Source organism: Sphingobacterium sp. UBA1897 (genome assembly GCF_002337775.1).
Taxonomy (GTDB): Bacteria; Bacteroidota; Bacteroidia; order Sphingobacteriales; family Sphingobacteriaceae; genus Sphingobacterium; species Sphingobacterium siyangense.
Genome location: NZ_DDGR01000006.1, coordinates 211,529 through 232,082 on the forward strand (window position 1 = coordinate 211,529; position 20,554 = coordinate 232,082).

At 40.2% G+C, this 20,554-nt stretch carries 12 protein-coding genes; 7 read left to right on the top strand and 5 right to left on the bottom strand.

Going from position 1 to position 20,554, the window contains the following annotated elements; all coding sequences use genetic code 11:
- Position 1: 1 nt before the first annotated feature.
- Positions 2–2,119: an HD family phosphohydrolase gene (locus tag B4N43_RS05280; protein WP_088161752.1), complete on the bottom strand. Its 2,118-nt coding sequence runs from the start codon at positions 2,117–2,119 to the stop codon at positions 2–4.
- Positions 2,120–2,268: 149 nt separating this feature from the next.
- On the opposite strand from B4N43_RS05280, the gene rpe reads away from it, so the two are divergent.
- The 4 genes from rpe to B4N43_RS05300 all read left to right on the top strand — a co-directional run bounded on the left by rpe (position 2,269) and on the right by B4N43_RS05300 (position 9,433).
- Positions 2,269–2,949 (top strand): ribulose-phosphate 3-epimerase, encoded by a 681-nt coding sequence (gene rpe, locus B4N43_RS05285; protein WP_201671535.1) that lies wholly within the window; start codon positions 2,269–2,271, stop codon positions 2,947–2,949.
- Between the two features lie 359 nt (positions 2,950–3,308).
- Positions 3,309–6,071 (top strand): bifunctional aconitate hydratase 2/2-methylisocitrate dehydratase, encoded by a 2,763-nt coding sequence (locus B4N43_RS05290; protein WP_286733306.1) that lies wholly within the window; start codon positions 3,309–3,311, stop codon positions 6,069–6,071.
- Between the two features lie 50 nt (positions 6,072–6,121).
- Complete coding sequence (locus B4N43_RS05295) at positions 6,122–8,386, top strand: aconitate hydratase (RefSeq protein WP_286733308.1); 2,265 nt, start codon at positions 6,122–6,124, stop codon at positions 8,384–8,386.
- A gap of 174 nt (positions 8,387–8,560) precedes the next feature.
- A complete protein-coding gene (locus tag B4N43_RS05300; RefSeq protein ID WP_046672928.1) occupies positions 8,561–9,433 on the top strand; it encodes a hypothetical protein in 873 nt (290 codons plus the stop codon).
- A gap of 93 nt (positions 9,434–9,526) precedes the next feature.
- Here the strand turns inward: B4N43_RS05300 and B4N43_RS05305 are convergent, their stop codons facing one another.
- Positions 9,527–10,363 (bottom strand): MBL fold metallo-hydrolase, encoded by an 837-nt coding sequence (locus tag B4N43_RS05305; RefSeq protein WP_145326875.1) that lies wholly within the window; start codon positions 10,361–10,363, stop codon positions 9,527–9,529.
- Between the two features lie 473 nt (positions 10,364–10,836).
- Between B4N43_RS05305 and pckA the strand changes: the two genes are divergently transcribed.
- The gene (pckA, locus tag B4N43_RS05310; protein ID WP_286733311.1) at positions 10,837–12,456 is read left to right on the top strand and encodes a phosphoenolpyruvate carboxykinase (ATP); all 1,620 of its coding nucleotides are present in this window, start codon (positions 10,837–10,839) and stop codon (positions 12,454–12,456) included.
- An 82-nt stretch (positions 12,457–12,538) separates the two neighbouring features.
- Here the strand turns inward: pckA and ppk2 are convergent, their stop codons facing one another.
- Positions 12,539–13,348, bottom strand: coding sequence for a polyphosphate kinase 2 (ppk2, locus tag B4N43_RS05315; RefSeq protein ID WP_145326873.1), 810 nt, complete (start codon positions 13,346–13,348; stop codon positions 12,539–12,541).
- A gap of 556 nt (positions 13,349–13,904) precedes the next feature.
- On the opposite strand from ppk2, the gene B4N43_RS05320 reads away from it, so the two are divergent.
- A complete protein-coding gene (locus B4N43_RS05320) occupies positions 13,905–15,080 on the top strand; it encodes an MFS transporter (RefSeq protein ID WP_286733313.1) in 1,176 nt (391 codons plus the stop codon).
- A gap of 137 nt (positions 15,081–15,217) precedes the next feature.
- Here the strand turns inward: B4N43_RS05320 and smc are convergent, their stop codons facing one another.
- Both smc and B4N43_RS05330 read right to left on the bottom strand, forming a co-directional pair.
- Positions 15,218–18,760, bottom strand: coding sequence for a chromosome segregation protein SMC (smc, locus tag B4N43_RS05325; RefSeq protein ID WP_286733314.1), 3,543 nt, complete (start codon positions 18,758–18,760; stop codon positions 15,218–15,220).
- 69 nt (positions 18,761–18,829) lie between these two features.
- The gene (locus B4N43_RS05330) at positions 18,830–19,534 is read right to left on the bottom strand and encodes a DsbA family oxidoreductase (protein WP_286733316.1); all 705 of its coding nucleotides are present in this window, start codon (positions 19,532–19,534) and stop codon (positions 18,830–18,832) included.
- Positions 19,535–19,644: 110 nt separating this feature from the next.
- Between B4N43_RS05330 and B4N43_RS05335 the strand changes: the two genes are divergently transcribed.
- Positions 19,645–20,460 carry a patatin-like phospholipase family protein gene (locus B4N43_RS05335; protein WP_286733317.1) on the top strand — a complete coding sequence of 272 codons (816 nt, stop codon included), beginning with the start codon at positions 19,645–19,647 and terminating at the stop codon, positions 20,458–20,460.
- Positions 20,461–20,554 lie beyond the last annotated feature (94 nt).

Sequence of the window (20,554 nt, forward strand, 5' to 3'; positions counted from 1 at the left end):
ATTACATTGTTTTTTTGCTTAAATCATAATCTACCCGAACATGGTAGATACTTTTGAGCATTGCCTTAAAAATAACTGCAGATTCGGTGATATCTTTTAGCGTAATGTTACTATTATTGAACTGCCCCCGCATCAATTTATGTTCAATAATCTTATCGACAAGGTTATTGATAGACTCTTCAGATGGTTCTTTTAACGCACGGGATGCGGCTTCGACCGAATCCGCCATCATAAGTACAGCTGTTTCCTTGGAAAAAGGAATAGGTCCGGGGTAGGTAAATAAAGACTCGTCAACCAGTTTATCGGGGTTGTTCTTGACAAAAACGTTATAAAAATAGTCAACACGCGTTGTTCCATGGTGCGTACGGATAAAATCAAGGATAACGTCAGGCAATTGATGTTTTTTGGCGATATCGACACCTTTGATGACATGTGATATAATAATCTGCGCACTTTGTTCCGGAGAAAGCTCATCATGCGGATTTTTTTCTGTCTTCTGATTCTCGATGAAAAACTGGGGATTTGTCAATTTCCCGATGTCGTGGTACAGGGCTCCGGCGCGGACCAACAGCGGATTCCCGCCAATTTTGTAGATAGCGGCTTCCGCTAGATTAGCCACCTGTAAGGAGTGCTGAAATGTTCCCGGAGCTTTAAAAGAGAGCTCCCGCAATAACTTGGAGTTACTATTAGTAAGCTCCATGAGTGTTAGATCAGATACAATACCAAATAACTTTTCGAATGCATAGATCATTGGATAAGCTAATAAGGTAATCATGACGCTTACGAAAAAGGGAAGAAGGTCAGACCAGTAAATGGTGTCTATAGATCCATTTCTCGTGACGACCAGGCCAATGTAAGCAATCCAATAGGTACCGAGGATAATAGCCGAGGAAATGAACAGCTGCTCTCGTTTGACCAATGTTTTAATACTATAGATCGCAACTATCCCCGCCATAAATTGTAAAAAGACAAACTCAAAACTATTTGGTACAAAAAGACCTGCTAGCAGAACCATCAACAGATGGATATTGAGTGCTACACGCGTATCAAAAAGAATACGAATAATAATGGGGACGGCGCAAAATGGGATGTAATAGAGATTAGGGATTTTGATTTTGATCGCCCAAGATAGGACAGCGAGCATACCAATGATCACAATCATGATAATGACCAGCAACCTATTGTTAAAATAGATGTCCTTACGGAAAAGAAAAAGGAATACCATCAAAATAGACAGAGCAAGCGAGATAATCAGAAATTGCCCAAGGGTCACATAGTTTTGATTTCCACTGATCTTGCCTTCATCTTCATATACCTTGCGTAATGACTCAAGTTTTTGGTAGGTTTCATTGGAAATTATTTTCTCTTTTTCAGCGATCAGTTCTCCTTTTTGGACCACACCGCGCGTAGCAGATATGTTTGCAATGGCATTTTGTTCTAAAGCTTCTGTTTGTTGATCGTTGTAGATGTAGTTAATGGTAATGTAATTTTTTAAAGTTTCCTCCAGCCAGCTCTTTTGCTTTATCTTGGTCAATTTGGGCATAATCTCATCCATATAACCATAAGAGCTTTCGATGGTGTAACAGTCGGCTGTGTTTTTTTGGCTGGCAACTTTGTCCTGGATCAGTGTAAAGTTGTAATGCTTGGAAGCTGGAGATTTGTCGTTGCTGCGGTTCTGAAACCGATTGTTCAATGACAGAATGCCTTTGCCATAGAGATGGCTTAAGATGGCATTACCGGCATTTCTATAATCTACTATATTTTCATGCGTTGTATCTAATTTGCTGCTTTGCCACTTTTCGGCCAGATCCGTGTTGAACTGATCAATTTGCTCTTTGCTTGTTGTCGTATTGGCATTATAAATCGGTTGAATCGTGTTTAAGATACTTTTCTTGTCCGCATTCAATTCCTCCTGCGTTTTTAATATGGCAAAATTATAGGGTGATATCAGATTCTCATGATTCCATACTTTTCCCTTTTGGAATTCATAGCGAAAACGAGGTTGTTTGGGAAGGAATATACAGATCAGAATAATGGTGATAAGTATTAATCCAATTTTTCGGACGAGGTTCTCCGTTGTATTTAATTCTCTTCTGTATTTTATTTTTAGTCTTCCCACGGTGAGCTGTATTTTATTATCATGTTAATATACAAATGTAATTATAATTATTTTCTGCAGCTTCAGCCAATTGTCGTTTATAGGTATTAAATCGGGTAAACGCTGTGATGAACAAAAAATACTTGTTATCTTTGCAAAAAAAATACAACATGTCAACAAAATCACATCTAATTGCACCATCCGTTCTTGCTGCAGACTTTGCAAAATTATACGATGATATCATCATGGTAAACAACAGTGAGGCAGATTGGTTTCATATTGATATTATGGACGGTGTTTTCGTTCCAAATATCTCTTTTGGATTTCCAGTTATGCAGGCTATTGCAAAACATGCTGCTAAACCTTTGGATGTACATTTGATGATTGTTGATCCAGACCGTTATCTGCAGGTATGTAAAGACTCGGGTGCAGCAATCATTACCGTGCACTACGAGGCCTGTACACATTTGCATCGTACACTGGCTGCTATTAAAGAATTGGGCTGTAAGGCAGGCGTTGCGTTGAATCCACATACGCCAGTCGCACTTTTAAAAGATGTTCTTGCGGATCTCGACTTGGTTTGTATTATGTCGGTCAATCCAGGGTTCGGCGGTCAGAAATTTATTCCAAATACCTATGCCAAGGTACAGGAACTAAGGACCATGGCACAGGGAGTGAATGATGGTCTGCTGATTGAAATCGATGGGGGAGTAACGACTGCGAATGCAGCACAGTTGTTGAAAGCCGGAGCAGATGTGCTGGTGGCAGGTTCATTTGTATTCAACGCGACTGATCCTCTGGAAACCGTGAAAGCATTAAAAGACATTGATATAACTGTAGAAAGTATATAAAACGAAAAGGTGATTTAATAATTTAAATCACCTTTTTTTTGAAAGAAATAAATACAATATAGCGGATTTCAAAAAAAGATGGCAGGATTGCATAAATGCTGTTTAGAACAATTCCAAATTGATTTAAATAAATGGAATGCATGCGTTTAAAGTTGGATTTTCACTATTTTTGTAATTAGTCATACAAGTTGATTTACGACAAATAGATCAGCTTCAAAACATGAAGTGGAAGGGCTAATTTGTGATTTGTCAGGGAGGACCTGATAGATGGCGTATTAGCTTAATTATATTACAGACATGGTAGTGTAGAAAGACATAGGTGTTTTTATGCTGCCCATAAAATAGAAAGATAGATATCTATGAGTATTTACAACGATTACGTACAAGAGGTTGTAGAACGAGAAGGCCAAGGATTACATCCTAAGCCTATTGACGGAGCAGAATTACTAAGTGAGGTAATTGCCCAGATTAAAGATTTAAACAATGAAAATAGAGCTGAATCTTTAAGATTGTTTATTTACAATACGTTGCCGGGTACTACGCCTGCAGCGGGTGTTAAAGCACAATTCCTAAAGGAAATTGTTTTGGGTGAATCAGTTGTTGCTGAAATTACACCTGATTTCGCTTTTGAATTGTTGTCACATATGAAGGGTGGTCCTTCAATCAAGGTTTTATTGGACCTGGCTTTGGGTACAGACCTAGCTATTGCAAAACAGGCGGCTGAGGTTCTTAAAACACAAGTTTTCTTATATGACGCGGATACCGCTCGTTTGAAAGAAGCTTTTGAACAAGGCAATGAGGTTGCAAAAGATATTTTAGAAAGCTACGCAAAAGCAGAGTTTTTCACAAAACTGCCTGAGGTTGCTGAGGAAATTCAGGTGATTACTTTTATCGCTGGTGAAGGTGATATCTCGACAGATTTATTGTCGCCAGGTAACCAGGCGCACTCGCGTTCAGATCGTGAATTACATGGAAAATGTATGATCACACCTGAAGCACAGCAACAGATCGTTGAGCTACAGGCGCAACACCCTGGTAAAAGTGTCATGTTAATTGCTGAGAAAGGAACAATGGGTGTGGGGTCATCTCGTATGTCGGGTGTCAACAACGTTGCATTATGGACGGGTAAACAAGCGAGTCCTTATGTTCCTTTTGTGAACATCGCACCAATTGTAGGCGGTACAAATGGTATCTCACCTATTTTCTTGACCACAGTGGATGTGACCGGAGGTATCGGTATAGACCTTAAAAACTGGGTGAAGAAAGTGGATGAAAATGGCAACGTAATCCGTAACGAGAAAAATGAGCCAATCCTTGAAGAAGCTTATTCTGTCGCTACAGGTACTGTCTTAACAATCAATACTAAGACTAAAAAATTATATAATGGCGAGCAGGAGCTGATCGATATTTCCAAAGCTTTGACTCCACAAAAAATGGAATTTATCAAAGCGGGTGGTTCTTATGCGATCGTTTTCGGTAAAAAGATACAGACTTTTGCCGCTGCTACGCTGGGGATTCAGGCACCTACAGTGTTTGCTCCATCAAAAGAAATCACGATTGAAGGACAAGGTTTGACTGCTGTAGAGAAAATTTTTAATAAAAATGCGGTTGGTGTAACTCCAGGTAAAGTGTTACATGCCGGTTCTGACGTTCGCGTTAAAGTAAATATTGTTGGTTCTCAGGATACAACAGGCTTGATGACAGCGCAGGAGCTTGAAGCAATGGCTGCGACTGTAATTGCACCTACTGTAGACGGCGCTTATCAATCGGGTTGTCATACGGCATCGGTTTGGGATAAAAAAGCACAAGCGAATATTCCAAAACTGATGAAATTTATGAATGACTTTGGATTGATCACAGCTCGTGACCCTCAAGGTGTATATCATTCGATGACAGACGTTATTCATAAGGTATTAAATGATATTACAATTGATGAATGGGCGATCATTATCGGAGGTGATTCACATACCCGTATGTCTAAAGGTGTTGCTTTTGGTGCTGACTCTGGTACGGTGGCGCTAGCTTTAGCGACAGGTGAAGCTTCTATGCCAATCCCAGAATCGGTAAAAGTTACATTTAAAGGCAGTATGAAAGAACACATGGATTTCCGTGATGTGGTTCATGCTACACAAGCACAGATGCTGCAGCAATTTGCTGGCGAGAACGTTTTCCAAGGCAGAATTATTGAAGTTCATATCGGAACGCTTTTAGCCGATCAGGCATTTACTTTTACTGACTGGACTGCAGAAATGAAGGCGAAAGCTTCTATTTGTATTTCACAGGATAATACATTGATCGAATCATTGGAGATCGCTAAAAACCGTATCCAGATTATGATCGATAAAGGCATGGAAAACAAAAACAACGTTTTGCAAGGCTTAATTGACAAGGCGAATAAACGTATTGAGGAAATTAAATCTGGTGCTAAGCCAGCTTTAACTCCAGATACCAATGCGAAATATTATGCAGAAGTTGTTATTGATCTGGATATCATTGAAGAACCAATGATTGCTGACCCGGATGTGAATAATGCGGATGTTTCCAAACGTTATACGCACGATACAATTCGCGACCTTTCGTACTACGGTGGAAACAAAAAGGTAGACTTAGGTTTCGTCGGTTCTTGTATGGTTCACAAAGATGATTTGAAAATTGTATCGAAGATGTTGAAAAACATTGAACAGCAAAAAGGTGTCGTTACATTTGAAGCTCCTTTGGTCGTTGCAGCTCCAACGTACAATATCATTGATGAACTGAAAGCTGAAGGCGATTGGGAATTCTTACAAAAATACTCTGGATTCGAATTTAGCGATGCTTTACCAAAAAGTACTGCACGTACTGAATACGAGAATATTATGTACTTGGAACGCCCTGGTTGTAACCTTTGTATGGGTAACCAGGAAAAAGCAGCTAAAGGTGACACGGTAATGGCTACTTCAACACGCTTATTCCAAGGACGTGTGGTTGAAGACAGGGATGGTAAAAAAGGGGAGTCTTTATTAGCATCAACTCCAGTTGTTGTTCTTTCAGCGATCTTGGGCCGCATTCCGAATATCGAAGAATATAAAGCTGCTGTGGAAGGCATTAACTTAACAAAGTTTGCGCCTATTCCAACAAAATAATGAGTGATTAGGGTTTAGTAACTTAATTAAACAACATAAATTAGAGAGATATGGCTTTTGATATAGATATGATTAAAAAGGTCTATAGCCAATATGACGAGCGCATTGCTGCGGCTCGTCAAGTGGTTAACAAACCTTTGACTTTATCTGAGAAAATTTTGTATGCCCACCTTTGGGATGGCAATGCTACTGAAGATTACAAACGTGGCGTTTCTTACGTCGACTTTGCTCCAGATCGCGTTGCTATGCAGGATGCAACTGCACAGATGGCATTATTGCAATTTATGCAAGCTGGTCGTCCAAAGGTAGCAGTTCCTTCTACTGTACACTGTGATCACTTGATTCAGGCGAAAGAAGGAGCAGACAAAGATTTAGCACGAGCTAAAAACGAAAGCTCTGAAGTATTTAACTTTTTGAGTTCTGTGTCCAATAAGTATGGTATCGGTTTCTGGAAACCCGGAGCAGGTATTATTCACCAGGTTGTTTTGGAAAACTATGCTTTTCCAGGCGGTATGATGATCGGAACAGACTCGCATACGGTGAACGCCGGCGGTTTAGGTATGGTTGCGATCGGTGTGGGTGGAGCTGATGCTTGTGATGTTATGGCAGGTTTGCCTTGGGAGCTTAAATTTCCTAAGCTGATCGGTGTAAAATTGACGGGTAAGCTCAGCGGATGGGCTGCAGCAAAAGACGTGATCTTGAAAGTTGCAGGTATCTTGACTGTAAAAGGCGGAACAGGTGCTATCGTTGAATATTTTGGCGAAGGTGCGGAGTCTTTATCTTGTACAGGAAAAGGAACAATCTGTAACATGGGCGCTGAAATTGGTGCGACAACCTCAACTTTTGGGTACGACGAATCCATGGAGCGTTATTTACGTGCTACCGGTCGTGCCGAAGTGGCGGATGCGGCAAATGTGATTAAAGAGCACCTGACAGCGGATGCCGAAGTTTATGCTAATCCTGAGCAGTATTTTGATCAGTTAATAGAAATCAATCTATCTGAGCTGGAGCCTTCTCTAAATGGTCCTTTTACACCAGATTTGTATACACCAGTTTCGCGCATGCGCGAAGAAGCTGAAAAGAATGGCTGGCCATTGCAAGTGGAATGGGGATTGATCGGTTCGTGTACAAACTCTTCTTATGAAGATTTATCCCGTGCTGCCTCCATTGCAAAACAAGCAGTTGATAAAGGATTGATTACAAAAGCTGAATTTGGTATTAATCCAGGGTCAGAGCAAGTACGTTTTACGGCTGATCGTGATGGTTTGCTGAAAACTTTTGAAGACCTCAATGCGACAATTTTTACCAATGCATGTGGTCCTTGTATCGGTATGTGGGACCGTGTAGGTGCCGATAAACAAGAGAAAAATACAATCGTTCATTCTTTCAATCGTAACTTTGCAAAACGTGCAGATGGCAATCCAAATACTTATGCATTTGTTGCATCGCCAGAATTGGTAGCTGCGATCGCGATTTCCGGTGATTTGGGTTTCAATCCGGTAACTGATACCTTGACAAACAATAAAGGTGAACAAGTGAAGCTAGATCCGCCTGTAGGGGATGAGTTGCCAACGAAAGGCTTTGCGGTAGATGATCCTGGATATCAAGCACCTGCGGCTGATGGTAGTTCGGTGGTGGTTGATGTAGCTCCTACTTCTGATCGTCTTCAACTGTTGGAGCCTTTTGCGCCATGGGAAGGTACGGATTTGAAAGGGTTGAAATTATTGATTAAGGCAAAAGGTAAATGTACTACTGACCATATTTCAATGGCTGGTCCTTGGTTGAAATACCGTGGTCACTTAGATAATATTTCAAACAACATGTTGATTGGCGCTTTGAATTTCTTCAATGAGAAGACTGATAGCGTTAAAAATCAACTCACAGGCGAATATGGTCCTGTTCCTGCAACACAGCGGGACTATAAAGCACACGGTATTGGTTCAATTGTAGTCGGTGATGAAAACTACGGTGAAGGTTCTTCCCGCGAGCATGCTGCGATGGAACCTCGTCATTTGGGTGTTCGTGCTGTTTTAGTTAAATCTTTCGCACGTATTCACGAAACGAACTTGAAAAAACAAGGTATGTTGGGATTAACTTTTGCAAACAAAGACGATTATAACAAGATTCAGGAAAATGATACCATTGATATTCTCGGCTTGACAACATTTGCACCAGGTAAACCTTTAACACTTGTATTACATCATGCCGACGGAAGGCAAGAAGAGATTTTGGCGAACCATACCTACAACGCGCAACAAATTGAATGGTTTAAAGCTGGTGGGGCTTTGAATATCATTCGTAAAAATCAAGGGTAACAATTCCTTGGAAATAAAATAAATGAAAAGCTGCTTTCCTGGAAGGCAGCTTTTTTTGTTTCTGGCGTGGAATGACATTTCTGTGATCTTCGTCATATTTTTCCAATTCCCATTGATTTTATTTGCTTATAAAATAGAATGCAGGTACTTTTGCCCAACGTTTTTAGCACCGATATGAGAAAAATATTTTTAACGATTGGAGCACTTGCATTAAGTGTTTCTGCCTTATTTGCCCAAGAAAATCCTGAGATAGGAAAAAGCATTTTCAAACCGAAAAATTTGAGAACAGAAAGTAACAAGGGCAAATTCTTCTTCTTTTGGGGGTACAACTTCTCTTCTTACGCAAAATCAGATATTCATTTTACGGGTCCTAATTATGACTTTATACTCCATGATGTAAAAGCGGGTGATAGGCCAACTAAATTTGGTTCGACGTATTTTGATCCAAGCCGGTTAACTATTCCACAATTTAATCTGCACTTTGGTTATTATATCAAAGATAATTATTCAATTTCATTGGGATGGGATCATATGAAATATGTGGTCGATATTCCGCAGCAGGTGAAAATTTCCGGTTTTATCGGTGAAGAAATTTCTAATCCTGGTATCCCGACGGGAAACCGCGCCGGTCAATATAACGGTGAATTGATTACTGTAGACTCTGCTATGCTGACATTTGAGCATACAGATGGTTATAACTTTGCCTCAGTAGGTCTGGAGCGTTATGATGACATCATCAATAATCGCAAAGGTCAACAGGTGCTGACAATGGAATCTGGTGTGGATGTAGGTCTATTGATTCCTCGTTCCGACGTGCATCTTTTTGGCGAAGGGGCCAACCACTTTTGGAACATTGCGGGTTATGGTGCTTCGGCAAAAGTTGGTTTGCACTACCGTTTTTATAAAGGACTCTATCTTCAGGGGAACTTCAAAACGGGCTGGACTGATTTAACAAACATTCGTACAACAGGAAGAAGAGGGGTAGATAAAGCATCCCAACAAATATGGTTTTTTGAGAATTATTGGGCTTTGGGCTTTAGATTCTAAACATATTCATGAAACAAAAAAAGGCTACTTTCAAAGTAGCCTTTTTTGTTTATCCTTTTTCATATCCTATTTGATCTTCTTTAAAAAGACCAGCTAAATCTCGCCTAGTTTGAAAATATCCTTTACCCGGATACCTTTTTCAGTACGTTGAAGTGTACAGCATTCATGTATGGGATCGTGTTCGAAAAATAAGATGTATTCATTATCGACGATCTCATTCCAATAGCTGTTGCGTTCCTCCATGGTCACGAGGGGTCTGACATCATAACCCATAACATAAGGAATGGGAATATGTCCCACCGAAGGCAATAGATCCGCCATATAGAGGATTGTTTTGCCTTTATACTGTATCTGTGGCAACATCATAGCTTCTGTATGGCCGTGTGCATAACGGATAGCGATATTGTTTCCAAAAGGATTTTGATGATCTTCGACAAATTTTAATTGTCCGCTCTCCTGTATCGGTAGAATGTTCTCTTTTAAGAAAGAAGCTTTTTCGCGCGGGTTAGGATCGGTCGCCCAAGACCAATGGTCGCTATTGCTCCAAAAATGAGCATTTTTAAAAGCCGGAACCAGCTGTTCACCTTCGCGCACTATAGCGCCGCCGCAATGGTCAAAGTGTAGGTGTGTAAGGATGACATCGGTGATATCGCTTCTGTTAAATCCAATATTTTTTAATGATTTATCCAGCGTTGCATCGCCGTGAAGATAATAATAGCTGAAGAATTTTTCATTCTGTTTGTCTCCCAGTCCTGTATCGACCAGCATTAATCGATTACTGTCCTCGATGAGGAGCAGGCGGTTTCCCCAGGTACACATATTGTTTGAGTCGGCCGGGTTTGTTTTGTTCCAGATACTCTTTGGAACAACGCCAAACATTGCACCGCCATCGAGTTTAAAAAATCCCGTTTCTATAGCATGTAATTTCATTCGCAGATTATGTGTCTTTTAATGGTTATATAGCATATCCAGTTTATTTTAAGCACAAGCAATTATTTGTCAGATAGCATGAAAGCCACCCTGTGCTCTTCCGTGTTCGTGCTACAATTCTAGCTATTTCATCTCTTTATCTTTACTCATGTTAGTCCGTCGGCCTGGACATTGCTGCCACTTTCAACGATCAATGGCTGATGGACGTTACACCTTCTGTTTTTTTACTTTATTAATATTTGTAAAGGTTGGAACAATTTACGAAAAATATGTGATATTTTTTGATAGTGATAAATTGATGTGCTAAAAAAATATGCTAAAAAGTTTATTTTTTTTTACTTGCGTAAGTTGTTGTTAATGAGTGTTTTGTTTTTGTGTTTTTTGTACAATAAGCTTGATTTTTAGATAATTAAGTTTTGTTTTTAGCGAAAAATGCCTTTAAATTTGGGCACATTTTAAAACAAACAAAAAATATGAAAAAGGGTAACATTGGAAACGCGCCTGATTTGAAATATTTAAAAATTGATAGTACAAAAAATGTATTTTATCAATTGCCTGTTTCTGAATTGGTCGAACATGCCTTAGCAAATCACGAAGGTCGACTTTCTGATACGGGAGCACTCGCTGCTGATACGGGAAAATTTACTGGGAGATCGCCAAAAGATCGGTTTCTGGTCGAAGATTCTTTAACAAAAGATAGCGTTTGGTGGGGAGAGATCAATCAACGGATGTCTCCGGCTAATTTTGAAGCACTATTTTCGAAAGTAGCTGCTCACTTAAGTGATAAAATCATCTATGTAAGAGATTGTGCTGCAGGGGCTGATCCAGCTTATCAAATAGATTTGCGTGTTGTTACGGAGACAGCTTATCAAAGTATATTTGCCAATAACCTGTTTCTGCGTCCGGAACCAAATTTGGATGCTCAGCCTGCTTGGTCGATTTTAGCTGCCCCGACGCTGCTTATCGAAGAGCCGCATCAATATGGCATTATCAACGAAAATTTTGTTGCGATTGATTTTACAAAAAAGATAGTTCTGATTGCAGGGACCGGTTATACAGGGGAGATTAAAAAGAGTATTTTTTCAATATTGAACTTTATTTTGCCATTTCAGCATAATGTGCTTTCTATGCACTGTTCGGCGAATACTTCGAAAGAAGGGGAGACTGCTTTGTTTTTTGGACTTTCGGGTACAGGGAAGACGACCTTGTCAGCTGATAGAAATAGAAAGTTGATCGGTGATGACGAGCATGGATGGAGCGAAAAGGGAATATTCAATTTCGAAGGTGGCTGCTATGCCAAATGTGTAGGTTTATCGGAGGACAAAGAGCCTGAGATTTTTCACGCAATTCGTTTTGGGTCTCTGCTTGAAAATGTTGTTTTGGATGAATTTGATCGACCTGATTACAACGATATTAGCAAGACGGAAAATACCCGCGTATCCTATCCAATAGATTTCATGGAAAATGCCGAAATGAGCGGTATTGGTCGTGAACCTGAAAATATTTTTTTCCTGACGGCAGATGCTTTTGGTGTACTTCCTCCCATTTCATTGTTGACCATCGATCAGGCAGTATATCATTTCGTTAGTGGTTATACAGCAAAGGTCGCGGGTACAGAGGTAGGGGTAAAGGAGCCTACAGCAGCATTTTCAACCTGTTTTGGACAGGCATTTTTGCCGCTTCATCCTTCAAAATATGCGGCTTTGCTGCGTTCAAAACTAGAGCAAAATCGCGATATCAAAGTTTGGCTAGTGAACACGGGCTGGATTGCCGGTCCTTACGGAATAGGCAGACGTATTAAGCTAAATTATACGCGATCGCTAATTCGAGCAGCAATAGATGGTTCACTGCTGGAGTCTCACTTCAACAAGCACAATATTTTTGGACTGGAGTATCCAACGAGCTGTGGAGAGCATGTTCCTGCACAAATTTTAGATGCGCGAGGCTTATGGAACAATGACGAGGCTTATGACATGCAGGCAAAACGCCTGGCGAAGCTGTTTATTTCGAATTTTGAAAAATTCAATAATGAGATGCCACCCTCGGTGCACGCAGCAGGACCTAAAATAGAAACTACAGTTCTGGTGTCCTAATTCGTTCTGCCATTATAACAAACAGGAGGAAATACTTTTCCTCCTGTTTGTTATAATTGTACCTTTCCTAATCGACAGACCTTTAATCGTGTTTTGTGACGAAAGAATCTATTTTTTCCTGTTCACTTCCAACAAGAGCATTGATAATAAGTCTGAAGGACGCCAGGCGAGCCTTTTTCTTATTATCTTTCGCGATTTCTAGCCAAGGCGATTTTTTTGTACTTGTCTTTTTAAATAAATCCTCAATATAGCCCGTATATACATCCCATTTCTCCTGTGCCTGCTGGTCTAGCACACCGATTTTCCATTGTTTTAGGATATCTTCTTTTCGCTCTTTTAACCTTTCGGCTTGCTCTTCTTTGCTGACGTTCAGGAATAATTTGATAAGGATGATGCCATCATCGATTAACTGCTTCTCAAATTCAGGGACCTGGTTCATAAACAGCTCATGTTGCTCCTTGGAGCAAAATCCAAATACAGGTTCAACAACAGCTCTGTTATACCAGCTACGGTCAAAAATCACAATTTCGCCGGCATTAGGGAGCTGTTTGATATATCGTTGAAAATACCATTGTCCAGCTTCCTCTTCGGTTGGTTTGGGCAATGCAACAACGCGTACCTTTTTGGGATTTAGATATTGGGTTATGCGGCCTATTGTACCACCTTTACCCGCAGCGTCCCTACCTTCAAAAATAATAAGGACCCGTTTTCCTTTTTCAATGATTTCATATTGAAGCTTTAAGAGCTTGACTTGAAGCTCGTAAAGTTCTTTCTCATAATCGTAAACATCATTGAATTTTTTTATTTCCAGAATGCCATGTTGTTCCAGATAGTTTAAAACATCTTTGTTTTCGTGGATCTTCTGAAGTTCATTTAAATCGTACTCTGCCATATGATATTTATTTATATGTTCGTTTTCCTAAAGTTACTTATTGAATTGTTAAAAAATGTCAAATTTCACATAAATCCGTAAGAGCTGCGTAATAATAAGCTTATGGTTTACGTTTAATATTCAAAACAGCGAAAGAGGCTGTTTGTATAAATTAGACTTTTCATAAATTTAGGTTAATAATTGGTTAGGTTAGCTCGGAGTTCCCCACTTCGAGCTTTTTTTGTGAACAGGATCGGAGGATCCCTGACAAGAACACGAAAAATTATGGTTTTTGCCACGCTCAAATAGAGTTTAATATTAATCTCTTCTAAACGTTAAAAAATGTTAAATGACTATTCTTGTTATAATGAATTCAAAAATGTGGCGTTTTCATTACAAATACTTTTCATAAAATAGGTTAATATATGGCTAACGAAAGCTCAGAGTTCCCCACTCTGGGCTTTTTATTTTTCAGCTTCCTTTTTTGACTTGCAGACTCTTTTTTTGACTTGAGTCAATGTTTAGCTTTTTGATCCGCGGCATATTTGCACTCGAAATATAGTTAAACAAAAAATTTATGAGTGTAATTTTAGAAAAAGGACAAACAATTGGTTTCTACAAAGCCATAATTCCCATTATTGTATCGGTATTTGGAGTCTATTTGACTATTGGAATTGCTTTGGGGCTACTTCCGAAGTTTGTTGAGGAGAAATTAGGATACGACAGTTTTATTGTTGGTTTGGTTATTGGTTTGCAATCGCTCGCGACACTTCTTACACGCGCTTACTCGGGTAAAATTACCGATACGAAGGGTGCTAAGAAGAGCAAGATGTCGGGCGTTATTTTAGCTGTTCTAGCGGTATCAGCCTATGTTTTAGCTGTTTTTTTTCAATTTAGCAGCGGTACAGCGCTTGCATTGCTTCTTTTTGCCAGGGTAATGCATGGTATTGCAGAAAGTTTTCTGGTCACAGGAGCGCTTACTTGGGGCATCGGGTTGGTTGGACCGGCGCAGTCAGGAAAGGTGATGACCTGGAACGGTATTGCGATGTATGCTGGTATCGCTATCGGCGCCCCTCTAAGTATTTGGTTGGGACGAGTATCCGGAGACCTTTCCGCCTGTTTTCTTATGTTATTATTGCCAATGATGAGCTGGCTAGCCACGGTAAAACTGCCAGCCGTAGCCATTGATAAAGACCATATCCGTACACCGTTTTATAAGGTGATAGGGGCGATTTCTGGACAAGGGCTTAGCCTGGCATTCTCTTCCATGGCATTTGGCTGTATTGCGTCCTTCATTGCCTTGTTCTTCAAGGCAATGAATTGGGGGGAGGCTTCATTGGCGTTTATGGTTTTTGGGACATGTTATGTGTTGACCAGAGTGTTCTTTGCATCATTTCCAGATAGATTTGGCGGTCTTAAAATAGCTTTGATATCATTGTTTATCGAAGTTCTGGGACAAGCGCTGATCTGGACTGCCACATCCAAAATGCTTGCAATAATAGGCTGCGGACTTACAGGTGTAGGGTTTTCCCTGGTATTCCCGGCTTTGGGTGTGCTAGCCATAAAAAAAGTTGCACCGCAGATGCGTGGTACAGCACTTGGAGCTTATGTTGCGTTTGTGGATTTGTCGCTGGGACTGGCAGGACCATTGGCGGGAATGATCGCGGGCTCGTTTGGTTATCAGTCGGTCTATTTATTTGGGGGAATCAGCTGTCTGCTGTCTATCCTTATATTGATCTGCAACAGGAAATAAGCTTACGGAAATTCACAGCATGTTGCAGCAAAGAATTTCATTAAAGGCGAGAGGAAATTAAATTGATCTGTATAAATAAGACGGACCGGGTGTAGATCCCCTGAGTCCGTCTTATTTATTGTGTATTTCGTTGCTCACTAAGCAACTTCTCTTAGATCTACTGCAACTACACGGGATACACCTTGTTCAACCATGGTTACGCCATAGATGATGTCTGTACTTGCTATCGTTTTTTTATTGTGTGAGACCACGATAAATTGTGAATTCTTGGAAAAATCCCGGATAATATTATTGAATTTATCAATATTAGTATCATCCAACGGAGCGTCCACCTCATCGAATATACAAAAAGGTGCCGGTTTAGAAAGATAGAGTGAGAATAACAAGGCTGTTGAAGTCAAGGTCTTTTCACCACCCGAAAGCTGATTGATAGACAGCGGTCTTTTCCCTTTTGGTCTTGCAATAATGTCGATGTCTGAATCCAGCGGATTGCTTGGGTCTGTGAGCACCAGGTCGCAGCTGTCTTCTTCGTTAAATAGCGAACGGAATACCTTGACGAAATTATTCCTTACGGCATCGAATGTAAACATAAACTGAACTTGAGCGGTATCGTCAATTTCTTTTATTGTTGCCATCAATGAGCCTTTTGCTTCGATTAAATCAGCTTTCTCTTTGTTAATGAAATCATAGCGTTCATTCATCTCGTCAAAAGCCTCTTTTGCCATTAGATTGATCGTTCCAAATTCATCAAGCTGTTTCTTGAGTTTACTGCATTTGGTTGCCAATGTCGTCTGATCTTCTGTGATCTCAGGCACATCTTCACGGTCAATCAGGTCTTTCAGTTCAACGTTGAATTCAACAGAAAGACGTTCTTTCAAGGCATTGAGGTCGATCTGAAGACCCGTTTTTTTATCTTTGATCTCTGAAACAAGAAAGTCACTCTGTTCTTTTGAACGACGCTGCTGTGTCAGAGCATCTTCGAGGTTATTGATTTTCTGCTTATCTGCATAGTAGCCGTCTTCCAATTCTTTGAGACCATCTTCCAGGGCGATCTTCTGCTCATACATGGCAATAAGATCCTGATCTTCTTCATCTTCAAATGGAATGGTTGTTCTTAAAGCTTCCTGCACTTCAACTAATTCTGCACTGTTTCGCTCCACACGGATTTCGTGATCATCTTTCTGCGTCTCTCTAAATTCGAGATCTTTTGTGATATTGGAAACTTTGTTTAACTGTTGATGGTAAGCGATATTCTCTTGATTGTATGCGGTTGATTTTTCGTTAAGTACCTCAGATATTTCATGGAACTGATCTTGTAAAGTCGATAATTCGGCTATACTCTGTTCTTTTTCCAGACGGAGCTCCTGAAGCTGTGGCTCCGCAATTTTTAAATCCGATTCTATACCTTCAATTTTCTCCTGAATATCTTTTTTACGGGCCTGGGAGTTATTGATGAAGGCTTGGTATTGCTCTTGCTTTGTTTTGACGGTAATTAATTCATTATTCAGTCTATTGAGCTGAAAGCGCAGCTCATCGATTAACTCTTTCTGTGAATTGCCACGCAGTGCATCCAAACGAGCTGTTTCGGCCGTTATTTTATCTTCAAGTTTTGCTATTTCCTGATTTAAGGTTTTGATCTCTTGGGATAGCACTTCCAGATTTTTCGCTCTTCCGATACGTTTGCCCTCAAATAATCCCACTGAACCACCCGAAAGGCCTAAATGATGTTTCGAATAACGTCCATTTTTTTGTAGAATCACCTGTCCTAGAGCAGGTAGCTTTTCATCCAGCTCCTTTTCATTTTCATGTTTAAGGATGAAGACTTGCTGGAGCAGCATCGTACATAAAGCCTTGTACTTTTCGTCTACGTTAATCACATCTAACGCAGACATCAAATTGTCATTTGGTGCGGGGGCAGCGCTTGGGGAATCTACTATGGCATCTAAAACAAAGAAATTAGCTCTTCCTTTTGCTGCATCGCTCAATAGTTGGATAGCCTGAACGGCATCTTGTTGTGTTTCGACAACATAATGGTTCATAATAGGCTCTAGGTAGTTCTCAATAGCCACACGGTAATCTTCCTGACAGAAAAGGACATCTGATAGGAGTGGGGGCTGCTTTTTCCAGCCTGCATTTTTCTTGAGGAAGCGAATGGAATCGGGGAAACCTTCTAAATTATCAACAAGGGATTTCGTGAGGTTGTATTCGTTTTGTTTGGCATCTACCAGGCGGAGATCTTTGGCAAGCTGGGCCTTAAATTCCTCGAGGTTTGCCTGGCACTGATTAATCTGTCCTTGGAGCTCTTCTTCCTGCTGGTTTGCTGAATCGTACTGTAGCTGCTGTGCTTCTACACGGCCTTCCAATTCCATAACAGAGGAATTGAACTGCAGCAATTCGGCTTCTTTTGCTTCTGTATCTACACTATTGCGAACAGATTCTTGCAGAAGAGCTTCTTTCTGAATTGTGAATACCGCAAGATCTTTTTCTAATTTGTATATTTTTGCCTGTAATTCAGCATTGCTCTTATTAAAGATATCGAGCTTTCCCTTTGCAGATTGTTGCTGTCCTCTCAATTCGTCGACTTCGGTTTTATCCGATTCAAGATTTGTTTTTAACGAATCGAGTTTATTTTGCTCATCAAACAATTCCTCATTCAGTCGTTTGATGGTGTAGAGGACATGATTAAGCTGTTGTTTATCGCTGTTGATATCGAGGTTCAGTCGGTTTTCTTTATCTTGAAGATTTTTGACTTTTTCGTTTTTGATCTTCTTTTCCGATTCATAACCTCGGATTTTATTGACAAATTCCTGTGTTGTCTTTTGCTGTACCGAAAGGTTTTTTTCCTGTTCCAAATTTGTCTGGCGGAGTATTTGGAGTTCAGTTTCCGCGTTCAGAATATTTTGCTGTGCATTGACGGCATCTTTTTGAACCTTGGATTCTTGTGTCTGAAGTCTTTCTAATTCGGTCGAAAAATCAGCAATTCTATAATAAGCCAAATCTATACTGCTCTGGCGGTATTCTGCTTTAAGGGAGGTATATTTTTCAGCTTTTTTAGCTTGATTTTCTAATGATTTGAGATTCTTTGTGATTTCGTAAAGCAAGTCATCAACACGGGAAAGATCGGCTTCAGTATCTCTCAGCTTTGCTAAAGTTTGTTTTTTACGAACTTTATACTTAGAGATTCCGGATGCTTCTTCAAAGAGGTTGCGACGTGAATTATCTTTGTTGTTGATAATTTCATCAATCATTTTCAATTCGATGATCGAATAACTGTCGGCACCAACTCCGGTATCCAGGAACAGATCCGTGATATCTTTTAAACGACATTTGACATCATTCAATCGATATTCACTATCGCCGTTGCGAAACAGCTTACGGGTGACCGTCACTGTAGAGAATTCCGTTGGTAAAATATTATTGTTGTTGTTGAAGGTCAGCGAAACCTCTGCAAGGTTTGCCGGCTTTCTGTTTTTCGTTCCATTGAAGATAATATTTTCCATTTTATCGGAGCGAAGCATCTTTGTACTTTGTTCCCCCAGTACCCAGCGTATGGCGTCGACCACATTGGACTTTCCGCATCCATTGGGACCGACAATCGCTGTGACACCATCATTGAAGTTGATCGTGATCTTGTCTCCGAAACTCTTAAATCCTTTAATTTCTAGTTTGGTTAACTGCATTTATACCAAATTTGTTTGTCGTTATAAGCTTGCGAAAATAGTAAAATTAAACAATAATTTTTTCTTTCTTTATTCACATTTTCCTGTTTCAGGATCACATGAAGGGCCTTCTTCGCCTCTGCGTTCAAGAGGTGCAGGCTGACCGGCCAGGCATTCATTTATTGTATTGTGAAAGACTTCCATGGGCTGTGCTCCGGGGATAGCGTATTTTCTGTCAAATACAAAGAAAGGAACACCTCGGAGTCCTAAGCTGACACCTTCTTGGATATCCTGTGCAACATCATAAGCAAATTCATCCGATTCCAATAAGTTTTTTACATCCTGAGCGGAAAGCTGCTCTTGCGTTGCGATAGTGACGAGAACCTCATTGTTATTTACATCGAGACCATCGGTGAAATGAGCCTTAAATAAGGCTTTTTTGATCTGAGTGCCTTTTTGCTGCGCCTGGGAAAAATGGATCAGACGATGAGCTTTTTTTGTATTTACAACGATTGCTTTTTCAAAATTCAGGTCAATACCCAGCTCTTTTCCCTGCGCACTGAGCTGTGAAGTCATTGCAACAACATCGTCCATGCTCATGCCTTTCGTTTGAACGAGGTAATCGTAGGTTGGCATTGCCGGAGCATCTTCGGGATAGTCGGGGTTAAGCTGATACGATTTCCAGATGATTTCAGCGGCTGGCTTACTTGCGGTTTGTTGAAGAGCCAATTCAAGCTTTGTCAAGCCAATATAACAAAATGGACAAATAATGTCCGACCAAATTTCTATTTTCATATTTCTTTTTTTACTGCGTATATTGTAATCAAAAATACATATAATAACGATGATTATCTGTTTACATTGTTGCTTGGATGTAAACAAGTGTTTCATGTACTTGTATAATTATGTTGGAGAAAGCTTTTTTGAATCGTAAAGTTACCCTTGTCCTGGGCGGAGGTGGTGCAAGAGGTCTTGTGCATATTGGTATTATTCGACGGCTTGAAGAGCTGGGCTTTGAAATCGATGAGGTGGTAGGTTGTTCAATAGGAGCACTTGTCGGTGGTATTTATGCGCAGGGGAAGATGGATGTTCTCGAAGATTGGATGCAGCGCCTGACGAAGAAATCGGTTTTTAATATGATGGATTTTAGCTGGAAGGGACTAGGAATGATGAAGGGGGTCAAGGTGTTTAACGCCTTGAAATCTGTGATCCCCGATGCTAATATAGAGACTTTTCCAATTTTGTTTAAAGCCGTTGCGACAGATCTAAACTACGAAAAGGAGGTTGTGCTGGATTTTGGGAGTATGTATGATGCCATTCGGGCTTCGATTGCAATTCCAGCTGTATTTACAGCGGTAGAGGAGGAGAACCATGTGTACGTTGACGGTGGTGTACTGAATCCATTGCCCATAAATCATGTAACCAAGAAAGAGAATTTAATCATTGCTGTCAATCTGGAATCTAAACCGGATAAACAATATTCTGTTATCAAAAAACTGGATCCGAAGACTTCGAATTCCTTGGATATTCTACAAGCCTCGTACTATGTGATGCGCAGGAAAATGAGCCGTATGATTGTTGATTTATACCATCCCGATGTGGTGGTGGATATTCCCTATAATATCTGTAACCTTTGGGATTATCACCGCTCTGAATTTTTGGTTCAAAAGGGACGGGAATATATTGAAAAAGCATTAAAAAACAAAACCAAACCAAAGTAGTTGAGGCGATTAACGAACTGCTTTGCTTTGGTGTGGCTTGGTTTCTCCTGGCATTGAGATGAACTAGAACTCAATTTTTTTCATTCTAAGCGAA